The organism is Polaribacter sp. IC073, from assembly GCF_007997075.1.
Classification (GTDB): Bacteria; Bacteroidota; Bacteroidia; order Flavobacteriales; family Flavobacteriaceae; genus Polaribacter.
The window spans coordinates 57,325-80,915 of sequence record NZ_VORS01000005.1 but is presented as its reverse complement, the minus strand read 5'-3'; the positions used below and the strand labels follow the sequence as shown (position 1 = coordinate 80,915).

Annotated in this window: 15 protein-coding genes; 4 read left to right on the top strand and 11 right to left on the bottom strand. The window is 32.8% G+C overall.

The window, feature by feature from the left end:
• Positions 1 to 12: 12 nt before the first annotated feature.
• Positions 13 to 2,466, bottom strand: coding sequence for a LamG-like jellyroll fold domain-containing protein (locus tag ES045_RS08680; RefSeq protein WP_147115522.1), 2,454 nt, complete (start codon positions 2,464 to 2,466; stop codon positions 13 to 15).
• 179 nt (positions 2,467 to 2,645) lie between these two features.
• Here ES045_RS08680 and ES045_RS08675 point away from each other — a divergent pair, with 179 nt between their 5' ends.
• On the top strand, positions 2,646 to 4,664 hold the full coding sequence (locus tag ES045_RS08675; protein WP_147115520.1) for a M3 family metallopeptidase: 2,019 nt from the start codon (positions 2,646 to 2,648) through the stop codon (positions 4,662 to 4,664).
• Positions 4,665 to 4,750: 86 nt separating this feature from the next.
• Here ES045_RS08675 and ES045_RS08670 read toward each other — a convergent pair whose 3' ends face one another.
• The 8 genes from ES045_RS08670 to ES045_RS08635 form a co-directional block, all read right to left on the bottom strand.
• Positions 4,751 to 5,956: an exo-beta-N-acetylmuramidase NamZ domain-containing protein gene (locus ES045_RS08670; RefSeq protein WP_147115518.1), complete on the bottom strand. Its 1,206-nt coding sequence runs from the start codon at positions 5,954 to 5,956 to the stop codon at positions 4,751 to 4,753.
• A gap of 9 nt (positions 5,957 to 5,965) precedes the next feature.
• Positions 5,966 to 7,432 carry a glycosyl hydrolase family 18 protein gene (locus ES045_RS08665; RefSeq protein ID WP_147115517.1) on the bottom strand — a complete coding sequence of 489 codons (1,467 nt, stop codon included), beginning with the start codon at positions 7,430 to 7,432 and terminating at the stop codon, positions 5,966 to 5,968.
• Positions 7,433 to 7,473: 41 nt separating this feature from the next.
• Positions 7,474 to 9,162, bottom strand: a complete 1,689-nt coding sequence (locus ES045_RS08660) for a glycoside hydrolase family 3 protein (protein WP_147115516.1) — start codon at positions 9,160 to 9,162, stop codon at positions 7,474 to 7,476.
• A gap of 10 nt (positions 9,163 to 9,172) precedes the next feature.
• Positions 9,173 to 10,279: an acyltransferase family protein gene (locus ES045_RS08655; protein WP_147115515.1), complete on the bottom strand. Its 1,107-nt coding sequence runs from the start codon at positions 10,277 to 10,279 to the stop codon at positions 9,173 to 9,175.
• A gap of 14 nt (positions 10,280 to 10,293) precedes the next feature.
• Entirely contained in the window at positions 10,294 to 11,115 is an 822-nt protein-coding gene (murQ, locus tag ES045_RS08650) for an N-acetylmuramic acid 6-phosphate etherase (RefSeq protein WP_147115513.1), read from the bottom strand.
• Positions 11,108 to 12,562 carry a sodium:solute symporter gene (locus tag ES045_RS08645; protein ID WP_147115512.1) on the bottom strand — a complete coding sequence of 485 codons (1,455 nt, stop codon included), beginning with the start codon at positions 12,560 to 12,562 and terminating at the stop codon, positions 11,108 to 11,110. The genes murQ and ES045_RS08645 overlap by 8 nt, the downstream gene beginning before the upstream one ends.
• Before the next feature lie 301 nt (positions 12,563 to 12,863).
• Complete coding sequence (locus ES045_RS08640; protein ID WP_147115509.1) at positions 12,864 to 14,360, bottom strand: SusD/RagB family nutrient-binding outer membrane lipoprotein; 1,497 nt, start codon at positions 14,358 to 14,360, stop codon at positions 12,864 to 12,866.
• Between the two features lie 10 nt (positions 14,361 to 14,370).
• The gene (locus ES045_RS08635; RefSeq protein ID WP_147115506.1) at positions 14,371 to 17,559 is read right to left on the bottom strand and encodes a SusC/RagA family TonB-linked outer membrane protein; all 3,189 of its coding nucleotides are present in this window, start codon (positions 17,557 to 17,559) and stop codon (positions 14,371 to 14,373) included.
• 356 nt (positions 17,560 to 17,915) lie between these two features.
• On the opposite strand from ES045_RS08635, the gene ES045_RS08630 reads away from it, so the two are divergent.
• Both ES045_RS08630 and ES045_RS08625 read left to right on the top strand, forming a co-directional pair.
• Entirely contained in the window at positions 17,916 to 18,665 is a 750-nt protein-coding gene (locus tag ES045_RS08630) for a DeoR/GlpR family DNA-binding transcription regulator (RefSeq protein ID WP_147115503.1), read from the top strand.
• Between the two features lie 32 nt (positions 18,666 to 18,697).
• Positions 18,698 to 20,299 (top strand): glycoside hydrolase family 10 protein, encoded by a 1,602-nt coding sequence (locus ES045_RS08625; RefSeq protein ID WP_147115500.1) that lies wholly within the window; start codon positions 18,698 to 18,700, stop codon positions 20,297 to 20,299.
• 8 nt (positions 20,300 to 20,307) lie between these two features.
• Here ES045_RS08625 and ES045_RS08620 read toward each other — a convergent pair whose 3' ends face one another.
• Both ES045_RS08620 and ES045_RS08615 read right to left on the bottom strand, forming a co-directional pair.
• A complete protein-coding gene (locus ES045_RS08620; protein ID WP_147115497.1) occupies positions 20,308 to 21,546 on the bottom strand; it encodes a glycosyltransferase in 1,239 nt (412 codons plus the stop codon).
• Positions 21,547 to 22,020 carry a heme-binding domain-containing protein gene (locus ES045_RS08615; RefSeq protein ID WP_147115494.1) on the bottom strand — a complete coding sequence of 158 codons (474 nt, stop codon included), beginning with the start codon at positions 22,018 to 22,020 and terminating at the stop codon, positions 21,547 to 21,549.
• A 135-nt stretch (positions 22,021 to 22,155) separates the two neighbouring features.
• Here ES045_RS08615 and lpdA point away from each other — a divergent pair, with 135 nt between their 5' ends.
• A complete protein-coding gene (gene lpdA / locus ES045_RS08610) occupies positions 22,156 to 23,556 on the top strand; it encodes a dihydrolipoyl dehydrogenase (protein WP_147115491.1) in 1,401 nt (466 codons plus the stop codon).
• Positions 23,557 to 23,591: the final 35 nt, after the last annotated feature.

The window sequence follows — 23,591 nt, the reverse complement described above, 5'->3', positions numbered from 1 at the left end:
AAATACTGGTTGCTAATTCGCAATCAGTATTTTTTTTGTCAAACTAGTATTATTTATTAAAGTAGTGCTTACGATGTAAATTCCTGTTTTTAAATTAGAAACATTCTTTGTTTCCTTACCTAAAAACGTTTTTACTTTTCTTCCTTGAATCGTATATAAAGTAACTTCTTTAATAGTATCTACATCAAAATCATAGGCTACTATTAATTCTTTGGCTCCGTCTATATAAACTGTAAAATCTTTAGAATCTATTTCTTCGACAAGTAAAGACTCTTTACCCGTTTTTTGTGTAGCTCTTCGCTTCTTTTTGGTATAAATAATTTTGAATCTTGTCTTATTTTCTCCAATAGTATCAATATTAAAAGTATACTCTCTTTGTTTTAAATCTACCGTTTTCTTAGCTTTTGTATCTCTTAAATAAATATAATAATCTTCATTTATAGACTCATCTTGAATACCAATTGAATACTCACCTACCTGATCAACAATAAAACCTACTTTTACTACTTTCTTGGGGCTTCTTAATTTTGGCAAGCCTTGTATAGACGCTTTTTTATTTCCTCTTACCAACGTGTAAAAACCTAAAGAAGTTTGATTGATGTCAAAAGGTGCATCATACAACCTGTCATATCTATTGGTAGCTCCTTTTAAAAAACCAACCAACATTGTATTTGTTTTATTTCCTTTATTAAAAGTAAACCAAGATCTTCCTTCTTTTTTGGAAGTAGCTTTAGTTTGATTGCTTTTATAAAACTGTGTATTATTTGCTACAATTTGATGCGTAGTTTTAAAGGTGATTGCACTGTTAGTTGCTGTTCTAATAAAAAACCCTTGTCCAGAACCAATCTTACCCGTTGCAGTATTAGTAACACCTCCCGTTACATTGTATTGTAAATAATCTGACACATTATTATCTCCTACTTCTGCCGTATTTTGGTTCCATAAATAAACCGTACCATCAATCTCAGAATTGTCTGTATCTGCACTTATTAAGTCCCAATCTATTGCTGAAGCATACGGATTTCCAACTAAATTATCTCCTTCCGTAGACCAGACATTACTAGGATCTGGACTCACCAAATTTGATGTAGCAAAAACATTTACCAAAACATCACCTTCATTAATTTTACCGTTAAAAGTTCTTAACTGCCCGCCTAAACCTTCATTCTGAATTGCATAACCAACTCCTGTATTAAAATTTGAAGTGCCATGAAAACCCCAATCTGAACTTGTACTATTTGCATCAAACCTATAAATTAGTTCTGCATCAGGAAAAACGGTACTAATATTAGAATCTGCCGTAATTACAGGAGAACTCCAATAAGAATAAAAATCATTGCCTGCATAAGTTGGTGTTACTCTTTTTATGTTGAAGGTTCCAGAACCAGCAATGGTAGTACTGCAAGAGTTAAAAATTAATGCTCCGCCATCTTCAACTGTAATTGTTCCGTTGTTTGTTAACCTGTAAAACACATTTAAGGTTGCGCCAGATTTCACTGTAAATTCGGCACCAGCATTTATGGTTAATCTTCCTATTTTAACTTCTGAAATTATTTCTGGGTCATTAGAACCATTTGTGATAACAACCGTTTGAGTTTTTGTAACTACTGGTGCTGTTCCTGCCCAATTTGCGTTGTTAGAAAAATTGGTAGATGCACCTCCATTCCAAGTATACGTTGTTCCACTTCCTACTGCAGTTGCAGTTGCACCAATAGCTGCAGCTCCATTTGCTTCATATTTTATTTGATCTCCATCTTGATATGCAACCAAACTAGTTCCTGTTGTTAAATATATCGACTTATTAGTATCTATTTGAGTTTCTGTTCTTGCAACATTCCAAATTCTGAATAAAGAAATATTTCCTTCAAAATTATTATCAGCTCCATTATTTCCAGAGAAAGTTCCATTATAAGTTCCACTTCCGCTTCCGCCCCAATTGGCATTTGACAAACTAGTTGGGTATCTTACACTACCTCCATTTCTACCAAGAGAAATATTACCCGAATGATTACTTACCTGTAAACCTGCCTGAGAATCTTGTTCGGTACCATCTAAAAACCATTTAAAAGTAATATCCGGTGAAGCGGTATCTTCAATTGTAAAAGAAATATGCGTCCATTTATCTATTGCGATGGCTCCTATTGCAGATCTAAAAAAACGTCTTCTCGTATTGTTATCTGCATTATTTCTATACCCTCCTAAATAAGCTCTACCTCCTTCAATATAAAAAAGGATGACATTTACTTGAGCTCCTTCTTCATATAAAACCTGTCTCGTAGCAATGTCTGAAGGTTTAAACCAAAACTCTATAGTTCTATTTCTAGTATTTTGTAAATTAATAGCATCTGTGTTTGGAACTGTAATATAATCATTGGTTCCATTTCCTGTAAAACCAGCAGAACAAGGTATTTGGGCTACAATTAGCTGAGTTAAAAAGGCAAATAGGAATAGTATGTTTTTTTTCATAATTTTAATATTTTACGGTAGATGCGAGTCATAATATACAAAACAAAATTAATACCAAATTTTATAAATATTAAATAATTTTCGCTAAAAAAACATATTCTATCGTTTAAAGGAAACTTTCAATTAAATAAATGATAAGATTAATAGAATCTTTATATTTGAACTTTAAAAAAAATACAATGAATCCACTTTTACAAGACTTTAACACCGCTCCTTTTTCTAAAATTTCTAACAACAATTACAAACCAGCAATTAAAAAAGGAATTGAAATTGCAAAAGCAGAAATTGATGCAATTATACAGAACTCTGAAACACCTACTTTTAAAAATACAACCGTTGCTTTAGATTTTTCTGGTGAAAAACTAAATAGAATTACCAGTATTTTCTTCAACTTAAATTCTGCTGAAACCAATGACGAAATCCAGAAAATAGCGCAAGAAGTTTCGCCTTGGTTAAGTGAATTTGGAAATGACATTACGTTAAATGAAGCTTTGTTTAAGAGAGTAAAGTCGGTTTTTGAAACAAAAGAAACCTTAGATTTAACGCCAGAACAAGTAATGCTTTTAGACAAGCAATACAAAAGTTTTGCAAGAAATGGTGCGAACTTAAATGAAGCAGATAAAACTAAGCTTCGTGAAATTGATGCAAAACTATCTAAATTGTCTTTAAAATTTGGCGAGAATGTATTGGCAGAAACCAATGCTTTTGAAATGCACTTAACAGATGAAAGAGATTTAGCAGGTTTGCCAGAAAGCGAAAAAGAAGCAGCGAGAGAAGTTGCAAAGTCTAAGGAAAAAGAAGGTTGGATTTTTACTTTAGATTACCCAAGTTACATTCCATTCTTAACCTATGCAGACAATAGAGCGTTGCGTAAAAAAATGGCAATTGCTGCTGGTAAAAAAGGATTTCAAGACAATGAATTCAATAATGAAAAAATTGTTTTAGAGATTGTGAATCTGCGTCATGAAAGAGCTAATTTATTAAGTTACAAAACACATGCTCATTTTGTTTTAGAAGAAAGAATGGCAGAAACGCCAGAAAAAGTAATTGACTTTTCTAATAATTTATTAAAAAAAGCAAAACCTGCGGCTTTAAAAGAGTTTGAAAACTTAGAAAATTACGCGAAAAAATTAGACGGTATTGACCAACTTCAAAAATGGGATGGCGCTTATTATTCAGAAAAATTAAAGAAAGAATTATTTGATTTAGACCAAGAATTATTAAAGCCTTATTTTAAATTAGAGAATGTAATTGATGGTGTTTTTGAAATTGCAAATCGATTATTCGATTTAAAATTTGAAGAAGTCTCTAACATCGACAAATACCACGAAGACGTTAAAACGTATAACGTTACTGATATAAATGGAAATTTTATTGCTGTTTTTTATGCTGATTTTCATCCAAGAAAAGGAAAAAGAAATGGTGCGTGGATGACGTCTTATAAATCACAACAAATTAAAAACGGTATTAACGAAAGACCACACGTTTCTATTGTTTGTAATTTTACAAAACCAACCGCAACAAAGCCTTCTTTATTAACTTTTAATGAGGTTACCACGTTGTTTCATGAATTTGGTCATGCCCTTCACGGCATGTTAGGAAACACAACCTACAATAGTTTATCCGGAACTTCGGTTTCTTGGGATTTTGTAGAATTACCGAGTCAGGTTTTAGAAAACTGGTGTTTTGAAAAAGAAGCTTTAGAGTTGTTTGCAAAACATTATGAAACAGGAGAAATTATTCCGATGAAATATGTGGAAAAAATTAAAGAATCGGCAAGTTTTCACGAAGGAATGCAAACATTAAGGCAACTTAGTTTTGGTTTGTTAGACATGCAATGGCACGGTGGCGAATCTCCACAGACCATTACCTCTGTAAAGGAATTTGAAAATGATGCTTTTGCTGAAACAAAATTATACCCTGATGTTGCAGAAAATGTAATGAGTACTTCTTTTTCACATATTTTTCAAGGAGGATATTCTGCCGGTTATTATTCATACAAATGGGCTGAAGTTTTAGATGCAGATGCTTTTGAGTATTTCTTAGAAGAAGGCATTTTTAACAAAGAAGTCGCTACAAAATTTAAAGACAATGTACTTTCTAAAGGAGGAACAGAAAAACCAATGGAACTATACAAACGTTTTAGAGGAAAAGAACCAAAACCAGATGCTTTATTAAAAAGAGCGGGTTTAATCTAATACATCGTAAGCAATCTTCAGTTAGCAACTTATTAAAAAAGACTAACTGAAGACTGTTTCCTTATTTATTTAATGAATAACAGCAATTAATACAAGAGGTATTTTTTTCTAACCTTTTGAAATGTATTTAAATCATTTTGCCAACTTGCTTTTATATCTTCAAACGAAACTCCTTGCTCAATTTGCTTTTGTAATTTTGAAGTTCCTGCTAACTTTAGAAAGAATTTATTAAAAAACTGGGCTTTATTTTCTGTATTCTTATACGATTCAATCAACCAGTTTAAATTTAAACTACTCAGCTTCTCTCTATTTCTTAAATCTCTTCCGTAGCACATTTCTCCGTCATGCTTCGGGTGTTTTGCACCAAAATTAGGTTGTGGTGTGAAACTAAAATCAAAAGACTTTTCAGGTAAAAAAGGCGAACCAAAAATTTGAAATTGCATTTCTGTACCTCTACCAGCACTTACATTTGTTCCTTCAAAAAAACACAAACTAGGATATAAATTAATAGCCTTCGCGTTTGGTAAATTTGGTGAAGGAAGTATTGGTAAATTATATTCAGAATGATGTGTGTAATTCTTTAATGATATTACCGTAAGGTCGCACTGAATTCCGTTTTCCAACCATTTTTCGCCATTAATCATTTTACCATATTCTCCAATTGTCATTCCGTAAACCGTAGGAACAGGATGCATTCCTACAAAACTTTTTGCTTCTTGTTCTAACATCGGACCATCAACATAGTGCCCATTAGGATTCGGTCTGTCTAAAACAATAAGCGGAATGTTTAACTCTGCACAAACCTCCATTACATTATGAAGTGTAGAAATATAGGTGTAAAAACGGACACCTACATCCTGAATATCGAACAGCATAACATCTAAACCTTTTAAATGCTCTTGCGATGGTTTTCTATTTGCTCCATATAAAGAAACAATAGGCAAACCTGTACTTGCATCAACACCATCTGCTACATGTTCTCCAGCGTCTGCTTTTCCTCTAAAACCATGTTCTGGAGCAAAAACTTTTGTAACATTTACACCTAAAGCAACTAAAGAGTCGACAAGGTGTACATTTGTTTCTCTTTTAAAAAGAACACTTGTTTGATTTGCGACAACACCAACATTTTTTCCTTTGAGTATTGGTAAATACTGCTCCGTTAAGTTTGCTGCTACTATAATTTTAGCAGCGGTTTTGTTTTCTAATTCATCTGATTGTACTGTTGCTTTGTCTTTTTTAGAAGTACAAGAGATTATAATAAGAGCGCATAATAATAGGATGTAATTTTTCATAACCGATTGTTAAAGTGATGTTTTTATAATTTTAAAAGTTTCTTGATTTCCAGATGCATCTAATACTTTAAAGAAGTATACACCATTAGATAAATTAGAAATATCAACCGATTGCTTTTTAACAGCTACACCCTTTATTAATTTCCCTAAAATATTATAAACATCAACCTCTGCCAACGCTATATTTTCTAGATTAGAAATATTGATTGTATTATTAGCTGGATTAGGGTAAAACGATATTTTTTCTTTTAAACTTGCCCCTACATTGGCAGTTGCTCCAAATTTAGCACTAATTAAACTCCAAAGTTCTGGTCTTGTTCCGTCATAGTTTAACGCCCAAATACCAACACCTCCTAAATTATTAGAAATTGCCAAATCGTATTTTTTTGAAAGACTTGCTTCGTTATCAGCCCAAATTTGATTCCAATCTGAACCATCATTCCAAGTATACCATGGAACTTCAAAATCGGCATTCCAAATCCAACCACCATGAGTTGCAGCTTCCGTAGAGGTATTTCTATATCTTGTAGATTTCACATGAGAACTTGTTGTAGACTCAGATGCATTGGTTGCTGTTTTCCAATGTTGCCCGTAATACGGAATTGCCAAAACTAACTTTTCTGGATGATTCACTGTTGGAACTTTATAAGTTCCTGTTTCTACAGTTCTTTTAACAGACCTTTTCCAAGAAGTATGGTGCTTTAATGGTGCAACCGGACCCGATTTATCTGAAGAACCAGATGTATAATCATACGCCATTATAATTAAATAATCTACACTATCTACCAAGTCATCCATAATCCAACCGCCCCAATTTACTGCAGGTCCATCAAAAGACACTTCTTTTCCTGGTAATTCTTGATGAATATACGTTGTTAAACTCGCCATAAAGGTATTTAATTCAGCTCCCCTATGTGCGCTTGTTATTCCTTCAAAATCGATATTTACACCATCTAAACTATAAGTTTGTATTAAATTTTTAACATTGGCAAAAAATGTATTTTGCTTTGCTGAATTAGTAAACAATTCCCAAGCAACTGCGTCTGCTCCATCTGATCCTCCAAAATTAACAACCGTCATAATAACTTTTGTTCCTGCAGCATGCGCCGCATTAATTTCAGTTATCCAAGGCCAACCCGGAGGCGTAGAAATAGCTGCATCTAATTGTACTCTAAAATCGAAACATGCCAAATGCGTTAATAAATCATATTGAATATTGTTATGCGCACCATCACTTTGCTCCCAATAGGGTAAAAAACCAAAAACCATTTTTGATAAAGTTTTTGAACTTTTATTTTGCAACGGAATAATTTCAGCGTTAATCTTACCTGAAATTATAGATCGTTTTACAGACTTACCAAACTCTTCTGCTTGCAATTCGTGAATTCCTTTCTTTACGATCTCTTGTGATAAAACAATGTTACATGAAAATAGTACAACTAAATATAATATTGCGGAATGTAGTTTTTGTTTCATAATGGTTGGGTTTTAGTTTTTTACAATAGTCGTATGCTTTTTTAATTTAATATTTCAATTCCCTTACCCGTTACAAAGTTGTTGTTTATAGAAGCAGGTAATCTCCCTTTTGCTTCCTTATTTCCTATAATAATTTGTGCAGATATCTTTTGAGCAATATCCGTATTTTCATAAGAAATAACTGTTCCTTCAATATTTTCAAACGAAAGGTTTTCTAGACAATACTGACTTGCAAATACGTCTAAAACTACTTTATTGTTTTTCGCAATACGTTCAATCATCGACTGATCTTTTTTAGAAATTTTTGAAGTTAACCTACTATTTAAACGGTGATAGCCAATAATAACTTTATCATATTTTTTAAGTTTCTGAAGTAGCTTTTTATTTGTAACATCAGAAAATACATCAACAGCTACATGTGCCTTTAATTCTTCTAAAAATGCAGCAGAATTTCCATCACCTAAATGCATAAATGCTATTTTTTCTTCTTTTATTATCGGAAGAATTTTATCCGTATTTTTTAGTGCAGTAATTGCATTTATAAATATTTCTTCGTTTAAAGCATCATTCGTTTCATCATTTAAATCAGTAATAAGATTTGCTGTTTCAATGGGTTTAAAATTATTTAATTGTACCTTAAATTTAGCTGTAAGAATCTTTTTAACCGAATGCGCTAATCTTTTTTCTGTAATTTCTGCTGTTTGATAAGCTTCCATAATTTTTGACATTCCTTTCGAAACATCCTCTGTTAATACCAAAACATCGTTTCCAGCCATAAACGCTGCCAAATCTATATCTCCAGTTTCTTTATAGTTTGAAGCTCCTTTCATATTCAAAGCATCCGTAAAAATGAGTCCTTTAAATTGCAATTTCTCTTTTAAAATATCTGAAACAATATGGTGTGATAACGAAGACGGAAGTCCGTCTGTACTTTCTAAACTTGGCACATTCAAATGCGCTACCATAACGCCTGCAATGTTGTTTTTAAATAATTTTTTATACGGATAAAACTCAACGGAATCAATTCTTTCTTTTGATAACGAAACAGTTGGTAACGTTTTATGAGAATCTTTATCGGTATCTCCATGACCAGGAAAATGCTTTGCACATGCCAATACATTTAGACTTTGCAAACCTTCTGTAAATGCAATTGCTTTATTGGTGACATTTATTTTATTTTCAGCAAAAGAACGCACACCAATTATCGGGTTTTTAGAGTTTGTATTGATATCTACTACAGGTGCAAAATTAATATGAACTCCCAAACGATTGCAATGCTCACCAATTTTATGACCAACTTTTTTCACCAAATCGTTGTCATCTAAAGCACCAAGTGTCATATTATAAGGAAACCTTGCGGTGCTATCTAAACGCATATTTAAACCCCATTCTGCATCCATTGCAATTAACAAAGGCACTTTCGAAGTCGATTGGTATAAGTTTGTTTGCTTTGCTTGCCCTACAGGTCCTCCTTGAAAAAAGACCAGTCCGCCAATTCCGTTTTCTTTTATCAATTTTTGAATCGTATCTGTATGACTTTCCTCTTTATTTGAATACGCAGCGATCATAAATAGCTGTCCTACTTTTTCTTTAAGAGTCATTGTATTATAAATACTATCTACCCATTTTGTTTGGTTTGTATTTTCTAATATATTGCTTTTAGTTTGTTTTTTGTCACAACTAAAAATCATTGCTAATAAGACTAAAAAGATAGGAACTGATTTTTTCATTTTTTATGAATTAAATTTTTATAAATATTTTTTTTCTGAACAAAATGTAAACTAGACTCCAAAAAAAGAGAATATGAGCAATTGCAAATAATAGCGACCCGTTCATATTTCCAGCAATTGGAACAAATATATTTTGATACAGGTAGTTTAGAGCACTTGTAGTTTCACCTTGTGCATTTGTAATTTTTACCAAATAAATCATTGTTTTTACATACAAACCAGAAAAAACAAAAATAAATAATGAATTGGTACCAAAATGTATAAATGGTTGAGACCAGGAACTGTATTTTTTCACATCAATAAGCCATATTAAAAACGCCAATAGTAGCATTGCAAAACCTGCAGAAAAACACACAAAAGAACTTGACCAAAGCGATTTATTTATAGGAAACACAAAACTCCAGACATATCCCAACACTACAAGACTGAATCCGTAAATTAAAAGTCTTTTTATTTTAAGAGTGATGTCTGTCGATTTACTTAAAAAACTACCTGCTAAACTACCAATAAGAACAGTAGCAATAGATGGTAATGTTGATAATAATCCTTCAGGATCAAAAGGAAAACCTAGCCCTTTCCAGATATGATTTGGACCAAATAAATACAGGTCTATTTTACCCACTAAGTTGGTTTGTGGTGCAAACGGATTTTCTGGAACAAGGAAATATAACAATCCCCAATAAATTATTAAAATACCAGCGGTAACATAGATCAGGCTTCTTTTATTGAAGAGCAAACAAATGGAAGCGCCAATTCCGTATGCAAGCGCAATACGCTGTAAAACCCCGAAATACCGAACCGTTTCAAAATTAAATTTAGGATAGAGATTTAAAAACAATCCTATTGCAAAAATGATAAAGGTTCTTTTAATAATCTTCTTTAATGCTTTTGAATTTTCTTCTGGCTTAAAATTTTTAAAGGCAAAATGGATAGAAACCCCAACAATAAATAGGAAAAAAGGAAAAACGGCATCTGTTGGTGTAAAACCATGCCATTTTGCATGCAATAAAGGCCAATATACATAAGACCAACTACCTGGTGTATTTACCAAAATCATTGCCGCTATGGTGATTCCTCTTAAAACATCTAATGCTTTTAGTCTTTCTTTTAGTATCATTTTTGCCAGTTTATTTATTTCACTTCCGCTTTATATGCTTCTATCGTTTTTCTAACACTTTTATGTTTTTGTAATAATTTGGTCGCCAATTCTTCATCAATATTCAGATCATCCATAACCATTCTAACACCTCTTGAAACAAGTTTTTTGTTTGACAATTGCATGTCTACCATTTTATTTCCTTTTACACGACCCAGTTTTATCATCACCGTTGTAGAAATCATATTCAACGCCAACTTTTGTGCTGTACCCGCTTTCATTCTTGTGCTTCCAGTTACAAACTCTGGCCCAACAATTAATTCTACCGGAAGATCTGCTTCTAATGATAATGGGGAGTCTTTATTACACGTAACACAGCCAGTTATAATTTGGTGCTGTTTCGCTTTTTGTAAGCCACCAATTACATACGGTGTAGTACCTGAAGCCGCAATACCAATAAGAACATCTTTGTCTGTAATATTGTGTTCTTGTAAATCTTTCCAAGCTAACTCGGTATCATCTTCTGCATTTTCAATAGCTTTTCTAAGCGCAGTATCTCCACCAGCAATTATTCCAATAATCCAATTATCTGAAACACCAAATGTAGGTGGACATTCCGAAGCATCCAAAACCCCTAATCTACCACTTGTTCCTGCTCCAATGTAGAAAAGTCTTCCTCCTTTACTCATTTTCGCATGAATAACATCCGTTAATTTTTCAATTTGTGGTATGGCTTTTTCAACTGCATTAGGCACTTTTTTATCTTCTATATTCATGTTTGAAAGTAATTCAAACGTACTCATTTCTTCTAAATTATTGTAATCTGATGTTTGCTCTGTTGTTAGGTTGTTAATCATTTTTATTTCGTGTAAGGATTAAACTTAAAATTGTTAATGATGCGTTTAATAATATATTCATAAAGCCTAAATCGAAAGAGAATTTTTCTTTAACGATGTAGTTTAAATAATAAGTTAGCAATGGCATTAAAATACAGACATAAGGTACTACTGCATCTTTTATATTTATTTTAGTAAAAATACCCAACAAATAAAGCCCCAATAACGGACCATATGTATAGCCTGCAACTTTAAATATTGTTGTAATTACATCTCCTTTACTTTCTGAAAATAACATGATGATGATAAATATGATCACAGAAAAACCAAGTAACACATAATTTTTAAGACGTTTTTTTTCTTTTGAATTTTTATTTTTGACATCTAAAAAATCGACCGTAAAAGATGTTGTTAGTGCTGTTAATGATGAATCTACACTAGAAAATGAAGCTGCAGTGATTCCTAAAATAAAACTAACCGCTGCTACAGTTCCAAAATTTCCGAGAGAAAGCATTGGAAATAAATTATCTGTATTGATAAACTTTCCGTTTTCCATTTCTAATTGAATTCCGAATTTTTCTGCGTACAAATAAAGCATCACACCTAAACCTAAAAAAAGAAATTGCGCCAAGGCTAAAAACAAACTGAATGTTAATATATTACGCTGTGCTTCCTTTTTATTTTTACAGGTTAAGGTTTTTTGCATCATATTTTGATCTAAACCAACCATGGCAACAGCAATTAAAATTCCTGAAATAAACTGTTTAAAAAAGTTGCTTCCCGAATTAAAATCCCAATTAAAAACCTTAAAATATTTATGTTCTGTAATAGAAGTTATCGTTTCTGAAACGCTTAAATTTAAAGCGTCTTTTATGATAAATATAGATACGATTGCAGCCATCAGTAAAAAGAAGGTTTGCAAAGTATCTGTCCAAACAATGGTTTTAATTCCCGATTTATTAGTGTACATCCAAATTAAAATTAAGATGATAATTACGGTTGCATAAAAAGGAATGTTAAATGCATCGAAAACGGCATATTGTAAAATTTTTGCAGCTAGCAATAATCTTAATGCAGCACCAAATGATTGCGAAATCAAGAAAAATAAAGAGCCTGTTTTGTATGTTTTTGGTCCGAATCTGGTTTCTAAATAACTGTATATCGAAACCAATTTTAAATTGTAATAGATGGGAATGAGCACGTAGGTTATAAACACGTAACCCACTACGTTTCCGAAAACGAACTGTAAATAATAAAAATAATTATTACTTACCATTCCTGGTATAGAAACAAATGTTACACCAGACATAACGGCGCCAATCATCCCAAAAGCAACTACCTGCCAGGGAGATTTTCTGTCTCCTGTATAGAAGGAATCGTCACTTGTATTTTTGGATGTGAAATGTGAAATTAACATTAATACTCCAAAATAAGATACAATGAGTAATAGAATTATGGTTGAGTTCATCTTAATTTATTAGCTTTAAACTACTTTTATCAATTGTTAAGTACCATTAATTATGGTCTTTAAGTTGACATCCTTTTTTTTAAAATAATTGTAATTTTATTTTTGAAGTTCAATTTTAAATACAAAAGTTTTTACTTTTTCAAATTTAAGAAGAATTGTCTTCCTAAGTTTAAACCCTTTATTAAAATAAGAGGTGAGAGTGGAGTTTCAACATCTCACCTCTTATCACTAATTCAAAATATAATAATGATAATAAGTGACTTTTCCGGTTGGGGGATTTACTTATCGCTAGTTTTTTTTATTAATTAATTTTATCCCACCACATTCTTGTGGTTAGTAAATCTCCTCCCTGTTGTACAATTGCAGCTTCAACATTTGCAGGATTGTTTAATTTTTCTGATGCTGGGTACGGAAGTCTTCTTGGTATTTCACCACCTGTAAGCGTCGCTGCAACACTTGCAGGCACTAACTCTGGATACCCTGATCTTCTCCAATTTGAAAAAGTTTCTAAACCATTACCAAAAGTAGCTACCCAATATTGTTCATTGATCATTTTTAAAGCTTCTGCAGGAACAAAAGGATTCGTATTTAAATAATCGTCTATCTGAGTAGTTGTAATATTTGCGCCATTACCATACATCGATAAATATTGCATTGCCGCAGTTACACCTGCATTGTAATGTGTTTCAACATTTGTAGCTCCGCCTGCCAAGCTCCATCTTTCACCAGCCTCTGCTAACATAAACTCAACCTCTGCATACGTTTGAAAGAAAAAAGGCGCATCATAAACTACATTTCCAGAACCACCAAAAATATTAATGTTTGGTTTTGAATTTGCCGTACCTCTTGTAGCTATATTTATATCTTGACCAAATTGTAACGCAGGATCTGTGTCTCCACTAACCGTAGATGCTAAAACAGAAACCCTTGGATCGTCTCTATCTTTCATAAAATCCATAAAAGTTTTAGAAATTTTAACCTGCGTTGAGGCTCTCGATGTAAAACACTTTGTAAGCGGATTTACGTTTGGTCCACCATCATTTGCAGAATTCTCATATTGTAAAAAAGCAATATCTGCATTACTTGTCATCACTCCTCCGCTAATCGCTTTTGTTGCCCATGCTTTTGCACTTGCATCGTCTACTTTTACCATTCTCATAGCCAAACGTAGCATTAATGAATTGGCAAACTTTTTCCATTTTCCTGTATCACCAGCAAACATTAAATCTGCAGTGCCATAAGAACTTGTACCTCCTGAATTTAAAACAACTACAGAAGCTTCTAGCGTTTCTAACATATTGCTATAAATAGAACTTTGGGTATCATATTTAGGAAAACGAATCCCTTCTAAAAATCCTTTACCAGCCTCACTATATGGAATGTCTCCATAAGCGTCTGTTATTCTACTAAAAATTAAAACTTTTTGTACTCTTGCTATGGCTAAATCTACCGTTGCAGTAGGCGCTGTACTTGTTTCTAATTGCGCTTCTAAATCGGCAATATTCTTTACTGTAGTTTTAAATTGCTCTTCAAATAACCAATGTGTATTTCCTTCTTTGTATAAAAAGGATACATACGAAGTATTATTTAAGTGCTGTACGTTTTGCATAAAATGAATAACATTCCAAAATAAATAAGCAACATAACTACTACCTCCTGTGTATAACTGAATATAGGTAAGTTTTGTTGATGGATCTAACTGAACTGGTTTTGTTGGATTTACATTGAGTTCTTCGAAACCGTCATCACAAAAACTGAATGTACATAGTATTACTACTAAAATAAATATTTTTTTCATATTCTATTTTTTAAAATTTAACGTTTACTGAAAATCCATAACTTCTTGTTGATGGGGTTCCAAATCTTTCTATCCCTTGAGAGTTTAAATTATTTAATGAAGCCTCTGGGTCTACATTATCAATTTTTCTCGAAATAAAGAACAGGTTTCTACCTATAGCAGATATTCTTACATTGTCTATAAAAATATTTTTTAATGCTGTTTGTGGAAGACTATATGACAAACTCAATTCTCTAAACTTAATAAAGTCTGTACTGTAAACAAATTCTTCTGAAATACCTGAATTCTCTTCACCTATAAAACCATAATAAGTTCGTAAGTTTTCTGGAGCCACAACCTTCGTAAATGCCTGCCCTGTAGCATTATCAATACCAGATACTTCTAAACCATCTTCTCGACCTTGAAGCGTCTTTTTATGAAGTCCTCTCATCATTAATTCCCTGTTTGTTCCAGAATGTACACTTCCTCCAAATTTAGCATCAATTAAAAAACTTAACGATACATCTTTGTAACTAAACCTGTTTGAAAAACCCATGGTATAAGGTGCAACACCTTGCCCTAGTATTTTGTTTTCTCCCTGAATAGGTTTTGGCATAGATCCACTATTGTTATATATGATTGTTCCGTTTTCATCTCTTTTATATGAAGAACCAAAAATTACCCCATAATTCTCGCCAACAATATGAGAAATAATTGCTGTTCTAGACCTCGTTAAACTTCCATCTACATTAATTGCCGTATCCTCATCATCTGTATGAATAATTTCACTGTCGTTAAACCCAAAGTTAAATGAAGTGTTCCATGAGAAATCTTCTGTTTCAATTGGTGAACCTCCTAGTAAAAATTCAAAACCCTTATTTTGTAATTCACCAATATTAAGAATTGATGATGTAAATCCTGAGGATTGAGAAGCTGCTGCTCTAACAATATCATTCTGAGTTTTATTAGCATAATAAGCCATATCAAGATGTAGTCTATTGTTAAAAAAGCGTCCCTCAAACCCAATTTCAAATTCATTTTTTTGAAACGGAATTAAGTTTGGATTTGGAATTGAATTTCCATTTAACTGTCCGAAAGACTGTCCCTGAAAAGATCCCGTAATTGCATAATCTAAATTTAAACTATAAGCGTTTCTAGCGCCACCTGCAACTTGGGCATAACTTGCTCTTACTTTAGCATAATTAATTGCTTCTGGCAAATCAAAAGCCTGACTTAATAATAAACTCTGACTTAATGACCAATAAAAGCCGTCATTTGGCGTCGTTTTTCCTGGAAAAGAAAGTGTAGAAAACCAATCATTTCTTCCAGTAAAGGTTACATATAAATACTTATCATAACTCGCTTCAAAAGAGCCATAGATAGAATTTGTCTGTGTTTTAAAATACCCATAACTTGGTTCTGGTAAAGTAGTGTTATTTAAATCTTCTAAACCAACCACAATAAAACCTCTTCCTAAGGCACTTAAAGACTCAAAGCTAGATGTTCTTGTATTGGCTCCTATGATAGAATTTGTTGATATTTTATCTGTAATGTCTTTATCAATTCCTAACATAACATCAGAATTTACTAACTTGTATGTAGATTTTACTTGGTATAATTCTCCTGCCGGTCTATAAGCAGTACCAAAAGGTGTTACTTGTTTTCTAGACAAATCATAAGTATCAAGACCTGTTCTTCCTGTTACATACAACCAATCGTTTACATCATATTTTAAAGTAGTTGATGCCGTAAATCTATTTTTAGTATCATCATTATTAAAATCATTTGTAGCCCAATAAGGATTTGAAATAAACTGACTTGGTTGAAACCTTAACTCTGTTCCTTCTTCATTAGAACCTGGTTTCAAATCATAAATATTTAAACTACTTGGCAATACAAACGCTACCGTATTTGCATTTCCTGGTGTATCACCAATACTTATACGATTGTGTACATCTTCTACAATGTATTTTGTGTTGATGGTAGAAGTTAATTTTGAACTAATTTTTGCAGAAGCGTTTAAAGATATCGACCTTCTTTTTAAAGTAGTATTAGGAAAAATATCTTTATTATCTAAGTTTGAAAAAGACAAACGATAATTGTACCCTTCGCCTCCTTTTGCAAGGGCAATTGTATTAATTGCAGTAACACCTGTTTTGTAAAATTTATCTAGATTATTGCCCGTGTAAGAATAAGGTCTTTTAACTCCGTCCCAATTATACACCATCGAACCATCTAAAGGAGCGCCCCAAGACTGCAAAGAACTCACATAAGAATCATCAATTGCACTAGCTTCTACTCCTATTTCTACAGGATTACCAGTTAGATCATATTCGTATCCTGGTCTTAACCTGTTATTTCCTTGTCCGTAGGTTGTTTGAAAATCTTGAAGACCTGTATTTACCTTATCAAAAGTAAAAGAACTAGAATATTCTATTCCCATCCTTTTTTTATTCTTACCCGATTTTGTGGTAATCATGATTACCCCATTAGAAGCTAGCGAACCATAAAGAGCTGCTGCTGAACTTCCTTTTAAAACAGATACACTTTCAATATCATCTGGGTTTATTGAAGAAATATCATCTCCTCCATCTCCTGTTGCATTATTTGTTGCACCCACAACAGAGCCATTCGTGTTATTAATAACAGGAATTCCGTCTATTACATATAGTGGCTGATTGTTTCCTGTTAAAGAACTCGCACCACGTATAATAACTCTACTAGAACCTGCAGCTCCTCCACTTCCTGAAGAAATATTAACCCCCGCAACTCTTCCTTGTAAAGAATTTACAGCACTTGAACTTTTCACCGCAGACAAATCATCTCCGTCTACTTTTGTTAATGAATAGCCTAAAGCCTTAGACTCTCTTTTAATCCCTAAAGCCGTAACAACAATTTCATTAAGATTTGTAGCGTTTGGCTCTAAAATGGCGTTTATTACTTGGCTTTCTCCAGACAACTGAATCGCAACTGTTTTGTACCCAAGATAACTAAAGGTTAGTGTCTTTCCTTTTAAGTCTTCAGCCTTTATAGTATATAAACCATCAAAGTCAGTTATATCTCCCTTATTAATTTGGTCGATAAACACACTAACCTCAGGTAAAGGCATGTTACTCCCTTTTTCGGTAACAGTTCCTGAAATCGTCTTCAATTGAGCAAATGAACTTTGCGCAACCAAAAGCAGCAACAATACTATTGTTAGGTTGTACGTTTTTTTCATATAAATTTGAGTTTAAATTAATTAGGGTAAAGATATAAAAATAATTAAAACACGCAACTAATGTGCAAAAAACTGCAATATTTATTCAATTAAAAACATATAAATAAACATTAATCAACAAAATAACGCAATAAACACAAATCAAAGACTAATAAATCGTTTATTAAAAACCCAAATATTCCTTATTTTAATAGACATAAAGTCCCCTCACGGAGAAAAAAAATTAGTTTTATCTTAATTTTTAAATTCTGCATATTTATAAAAAATAACCGCAAACAATTGCAATATTATTTTTTTATCACAAAAAAAATCGCAAAATTGCTTAATTAAATCTTACTTTTGAGAAAATCAATTTTATGAAGAAAAAGGACCGTCAGCAAAAAGTAGTAGATGAAGTAAGTATTAATAGGCAAGTAAGTTCTAGTTTTCTTTCTGAAAAATTGAATGTTTCCGAAGACACCATAAGAAGAGATATAAAGGAATTAGATAAAAGAGGTTTACTTACCAAAGTGCACGGAGGAGCAATTTCTACCATGCAAAAACTGTATCACTATAATGAAGATATAATCTACAAAAGAGAAGAAAAAGTACTCATCGCTAAAAAAGCAATTACTTTAGTAGAAGATGGCATGGTCATTATAATGAGTGGTGGGACTACCAATTTAATGCTTGCAAAATTATTTCCGAAAACATTAAAAGCAACTATTTACACATATAGTTTGCCAATTGCAATGCAATTAGCAGAGCACCCAACCATAGAAACCATTTTTATTGGAGGGAGAATCCAAAGAAATTCGATGGTAACTACAGGCATTGATGTAATTCAATATTTATCTAACATTACCGCTAATCTTTGTTTTATTGGTGTAAGTGGTTTTAGCTTAGAACAAGGCATTACTGGCGAAGGTTATGAAGTTGCGTTGGTTAAAAAAGCAATGATCAAAGCTTCTGAACGAAACGTCTATTTATCCACCTCAAACAAGTTAAACATTAGACTTAATTATGATATTTGTAGCCTACAGGAAATTGATATTGCCATTACAGACCTAGACGTAAATGATCCAATGCTGCAGCATTATGTAGAGGCTGGCGTTGTATTAATTTAATTTAAAACCTTTTAAATTAAACCTTTAAGGATATGATTTTAAAAAAAAGCTGTTTTTACCAAAAAATAATAACGGCATTTCTTATTGTCTTTTTTATGTTACTTTTAACCAATTGTAGCAAAAAAGTTTACACGCCTACAGTAGTAAAAAGGGTAGCGGTTAAAAAAACAACGAATACTGAAATTAAAAAAAGGAATGCTCCTGCTACCGAAAGAGAATTTAGAGCAGTTTGGATTGCTAGTGTGGCAAACATTAATTGGCCAAGTAAACGCGGTCTTTCTACTGAAGAACAACAAAAAGAGGCCATTGAATTATTAGATCTTCTACATCAAAATAATTTTAACACTGTTATACTACAAGTGAGGCCACAAGCAGATGCGATGTACAAAAGCGATCTAGAGCCTTGGTCTTATTATTTAACAGGAACCCAAGGAAAAGCGCCTTCTCCTTATTATGATCCTTTAGAATTCTGGATATACGAAGCACATAAAAGAGGGCTAGAATTACATGCTTGGTTAAATCCCTACAGAGCACATCACACCGCAGGAGGCGAAATAACCGAAGCTTCCATTGTTCACAAAAACCCAAAATTGGTTGCAAAATTAGAAACCGGCTTTTGGTGGTTAGATCCTGGTAATAAAAAAACACAAGAACATAGTTACAAAATTGTGATGGATATTGTTCAAAGATATAATGTAGACGGAATCCATTTTGATGATTACTTCTACCCATATCCTTCTTATAATAATAACAAAGATTTTCCGGATGATAAAAGTTGGAAAAACTACCTAAATTCTGGTGGTCAATTAAAAAGAGATGACTGGAGAAGAGATAACGTAAATACATTTATCGAAAAAGTATATACCAATATCAAAAAAGCTAAACCCAGTGTAAAATTCGGAATTAGTCCTTTTGGTTTTTGGCGACCAAATTATCCTGCCTCAGTAACTGCTGGTTTCGACCAATACAGTGAGCTGTATGCAGATGCAAAACTTTGGTTAAATAAAGGATGGATCGATTACCTTACGCCTCAATTGTATTGGCCAATTAATAGAACAGATGTTAGTTTTCCTGTTTTACTAAATTGGTGGAATCAAGAAAACACGCACAAAAGACACCTCTGGCCAGGAATGAGTATTGGCAGAATTAAAGGAGATGAAGGAATTGATGAGGTTATAAATCAGATTATGATAACCAAAGGCATGTTATCTAAATCTCCTGGAGCTGTACATTGGAGCATTGCTCCTTTAATAGAATCACCCAAATTAATGGAAGCAATTGCTAACGGACCGTATAAAAAACAGGCGCTCGTTCCGGGTTCTCCTTGGCTACATAATTCAAAACCCGAAAAACCAACGCTTGCGTATGCTTTTAAAAATGATAGTTTATTCATAAACTGGTCGTCTAAAAACAGCGATAAAGTTGCCAACTGGGTAGTTCGTTACAAATACAATAACAAATGGGATTATAGCATTCACGGACGTTTTACAAACTCGCACAAGCTTCCGCTAACTTTAAATGACTCTAAAAAGGTTTTAAAAGCAATTGCGATATCTGTTATTGATAAATTTGGAAACGAAAGTCTCTTTGAAGAAATACCAATTGCAAAAGTGAGCACACGAATTAAAGACTAATTTTATCTTTACTTATTTTTAGCTTCAATCCATTTACTCATGTATTTTGTCGCTTGCAAAGTTTGATGCTGCAATAAGCTTCCGAAAAAATTATGCGTTCTATGTTTTGCTATATTTTGCTGAATTTCTTCAATTTTATTGAAAAGTAATTCGCCATTTTTTTCTTTACTATAGATACAATTGATAATATTTACTCCGTTTAATTGGGCATTTCTCCAAGCAGACTTATTCGTATATAGTTCAATTGCCTTCAATGCATAATCAGAAAAATCATCTTCTATAAAACCATTCCAAGGAAATTTACCCGCCATTCCTTCCGCTCCAATTGAAGTCGTAACACTTGGCGTTCCGCAAAGCATTGCCTCTGTGAGTTTCCCTTTAATTCCTGCACCAAAATTTAAAGGAGCTAAAACTACTCTCGCGTTTTCTACAACTTCATTTGCATTTGCTGCAAAACCTTTCACAATAAAACCTTCTTTTTTATTGTGAAGCTGCTCTATTTGCTGATTCATGTATGCACCGTAAATATGGACTTCAGCTTTTGGAAGCTGCTTTCTTATCTCGTTCCAAATCTCATTTTTCAATGTTAAAACGGCAGCTACATTTGGTTTGTGAAAGAAATTACCAATAAAAATAAAATCTTGTCTTTCTTCAAATATTTTCCATTTTTTTTGTTGATGTTCGCCAATCTCATCAAACAGAAAAGGTACATACATTAAAATAGATTCGTCTATTTTAAAAGTGTTTTTCAACAATTGCATCTCAAACGTAGAAATTATTAAAGACAAATCGCACCTTAAAATAGCTGCAATTTCTCTTTTTGTAATGTCTTGTTTCAGAAGTTCTTCCGTAGAAAAATCAATATTCTTTTTAAAGCACAACTCTCTTGTTTTTCGCAAACAATGCAAATCTTCTGTATCTAAAATCCTAATTGCTTTTGGATAATTTTCTGCAACGCGCCAACCAAATTGTTCTTCCATCATAAAACGATCGAACATGACAATGTTTGGCTCTAATTCTTTTATAAAATCATCAAAAGAAGCGTTGTTTAATTCAATAGAGACCTCAGTAATTCCTAAAGAAATTAAATCGATTGCTTTTTCACTTTTTTGTGAAGGCGAAGCAAAAGTAATTGCATAATCTCTCTCTAAGAATTGATGTATTAACTGCAACATCCTCTTTCCTGCGGCAGAAGAATTGGGTTCTACCCAAACTGCACCAATAATTAAAAGCGATTTTTTTTGCAATTATTTAGCGGTCATTTGTAGTTTGTAATCTCCTTGTACTTTCTTTCCCCAAGCAACAACCGCTGCAATTTGAGCTGGCGTTAAATTAGCGTCTGCGTGCGTCCAAGTATAAGAATCTAAAGGCATTTCTCCTTTTTCAACTTCTTCGTACAACTCGTCCATTTTATGCTCTTTCTTTTTCAAAGAATATGTATTCCATTTAGAAAAGTTTAAATGCTTTTTACCGTCTAAAACATGATCATTTAACCAAAAATTTACAGGTGTAATTGAGTTATACCAAGGATAGGTAGTTGTATCTGAATGACAATCAAAACAGGTAGTTTCTAAAATTTTTTTAACATCTTTTGGAGGATTTGTTTCTGAAATAAAAGTAGCAACAGTTGCTAAATCTCCCTCATTTTTTTCTGGCCCAAAGAATTGAGCGACAACAAGAACAATCAATAAGAAAACAAGTATTTTTTTTAGAATCTTCATCTTTAAATTTTAAGAATATTTTGTGCTGTAAAACTACTAAATTCTTACTTTATTTTATGAAAATATGTGTATTTTTGTTTATTATTAGTACAAGTTAACCATTATGGTTACAAAAAAAGCAAAATAAACTTACTTATGAAATACGATATTATTGTAATTGGTTCTGGACCTGGAGGATATATAGCTGCAGTTAGAGCTTCTCAATTAGGCAAAAAAGTAGCAATTATAGAAAAATATGCAACTTTAGGCGGTACCTGTTTAAATGTTGGTTGTATTCCTTCTAAAGCATTATTAGATTCTTCGCATCATTTTTATGATGCGGTTCATCATTTTGAAGAGCATGGTATTACTGTTGAAAAGCCAACCTTCGATTTTGGAAAAATGGTAGACAGAAAAGCCAAAGTTGTAGAAACAACTACAGGCGGAATCAAATATTTAATGGACAAAAACAATGTGGATGTTTTTGAAGGCTTAGGTTCTTTTGTTGACAAAACACACATAAATATTGCAAAGAATGATGGCACTTCAGAAGTAATTGAAGGAACAAGCATTATTATAGCAACAGGTTCTAAACCATCTACGTTACCTTTTATTACGCTTGACAAAGAGAGAGTAATGACTTCTACAGAAGCTTTAAAGTTACCAGAAGTACCAAAACATTTATTGGTAATTGGTGGTGGTGTTATTGGTTTAGAGTTAGGTTCTGTTTACAAGCGTTTGGGTGCAGATGTTACAGTGATAGAATATGCTGCAAAAATTACCCCAACAATGGACTCTGATATTTCTAAAGAATTGCAAAAAGTTCTAAAGAAACAAGGTATTAAATTTGCTACAAGTCATGGTGTTACTGCTGTGGAAAGAAATGGAGATGAAGTCATTGTAAAAGCAACTAATAAAAAAGGAGAAGAAGTAACTTTTACAGGAGATTATTGTTTGGTTGCTGTAGGTAGAAAAGCATATACAGAAGGTCTAGGCTTAGAGAAAATTGGTATTGAAGTAAATGAACGTGGCCAAGTTTCTATAAATGATCATTTACAAACAAATGTACCTAATGTTTATGCAATTGGTGATGTTGTAAAAGGTGCAATGTTAGCACACAAAGCAGAAGAAGAAGGTGTTGTTGTCGCAGAATTTTTAGCTGGCGAAAAACCACACATCGATTATAATTTAATTCCTGGTATTGTGTACACATGGCCAGAAGTTGCTGCAGTTGGTAAAACTGAAGACGAATTAAAAGAAGCAAAAGTAGATTACAAATCTGGTAAATTTTCTATGAGAGCTTTAGGTAGATCTCGTGCAAGTGGAGATATTGATGGATTTGTGAAGGTTTTAGCTGATAAAAACACAGATGAAATCTTAGGGGTTCACATGGTTGGTGCACGTGTTGCCGATTTAATTATGGAAGCTGCCGTTGCCATGGAGTTTAGAGCATCTGCAGAAGACTTGGCAAGAATTTGTCATGGTCACCCAACCTATTCTGAAGCTGTAAAAGAAGCTGCAAAAGCTGCTTGGGACGGAAAACCATTAAATGCATAAATTATTATTCCTGCGAAAGCTAGAATTTAAAATAT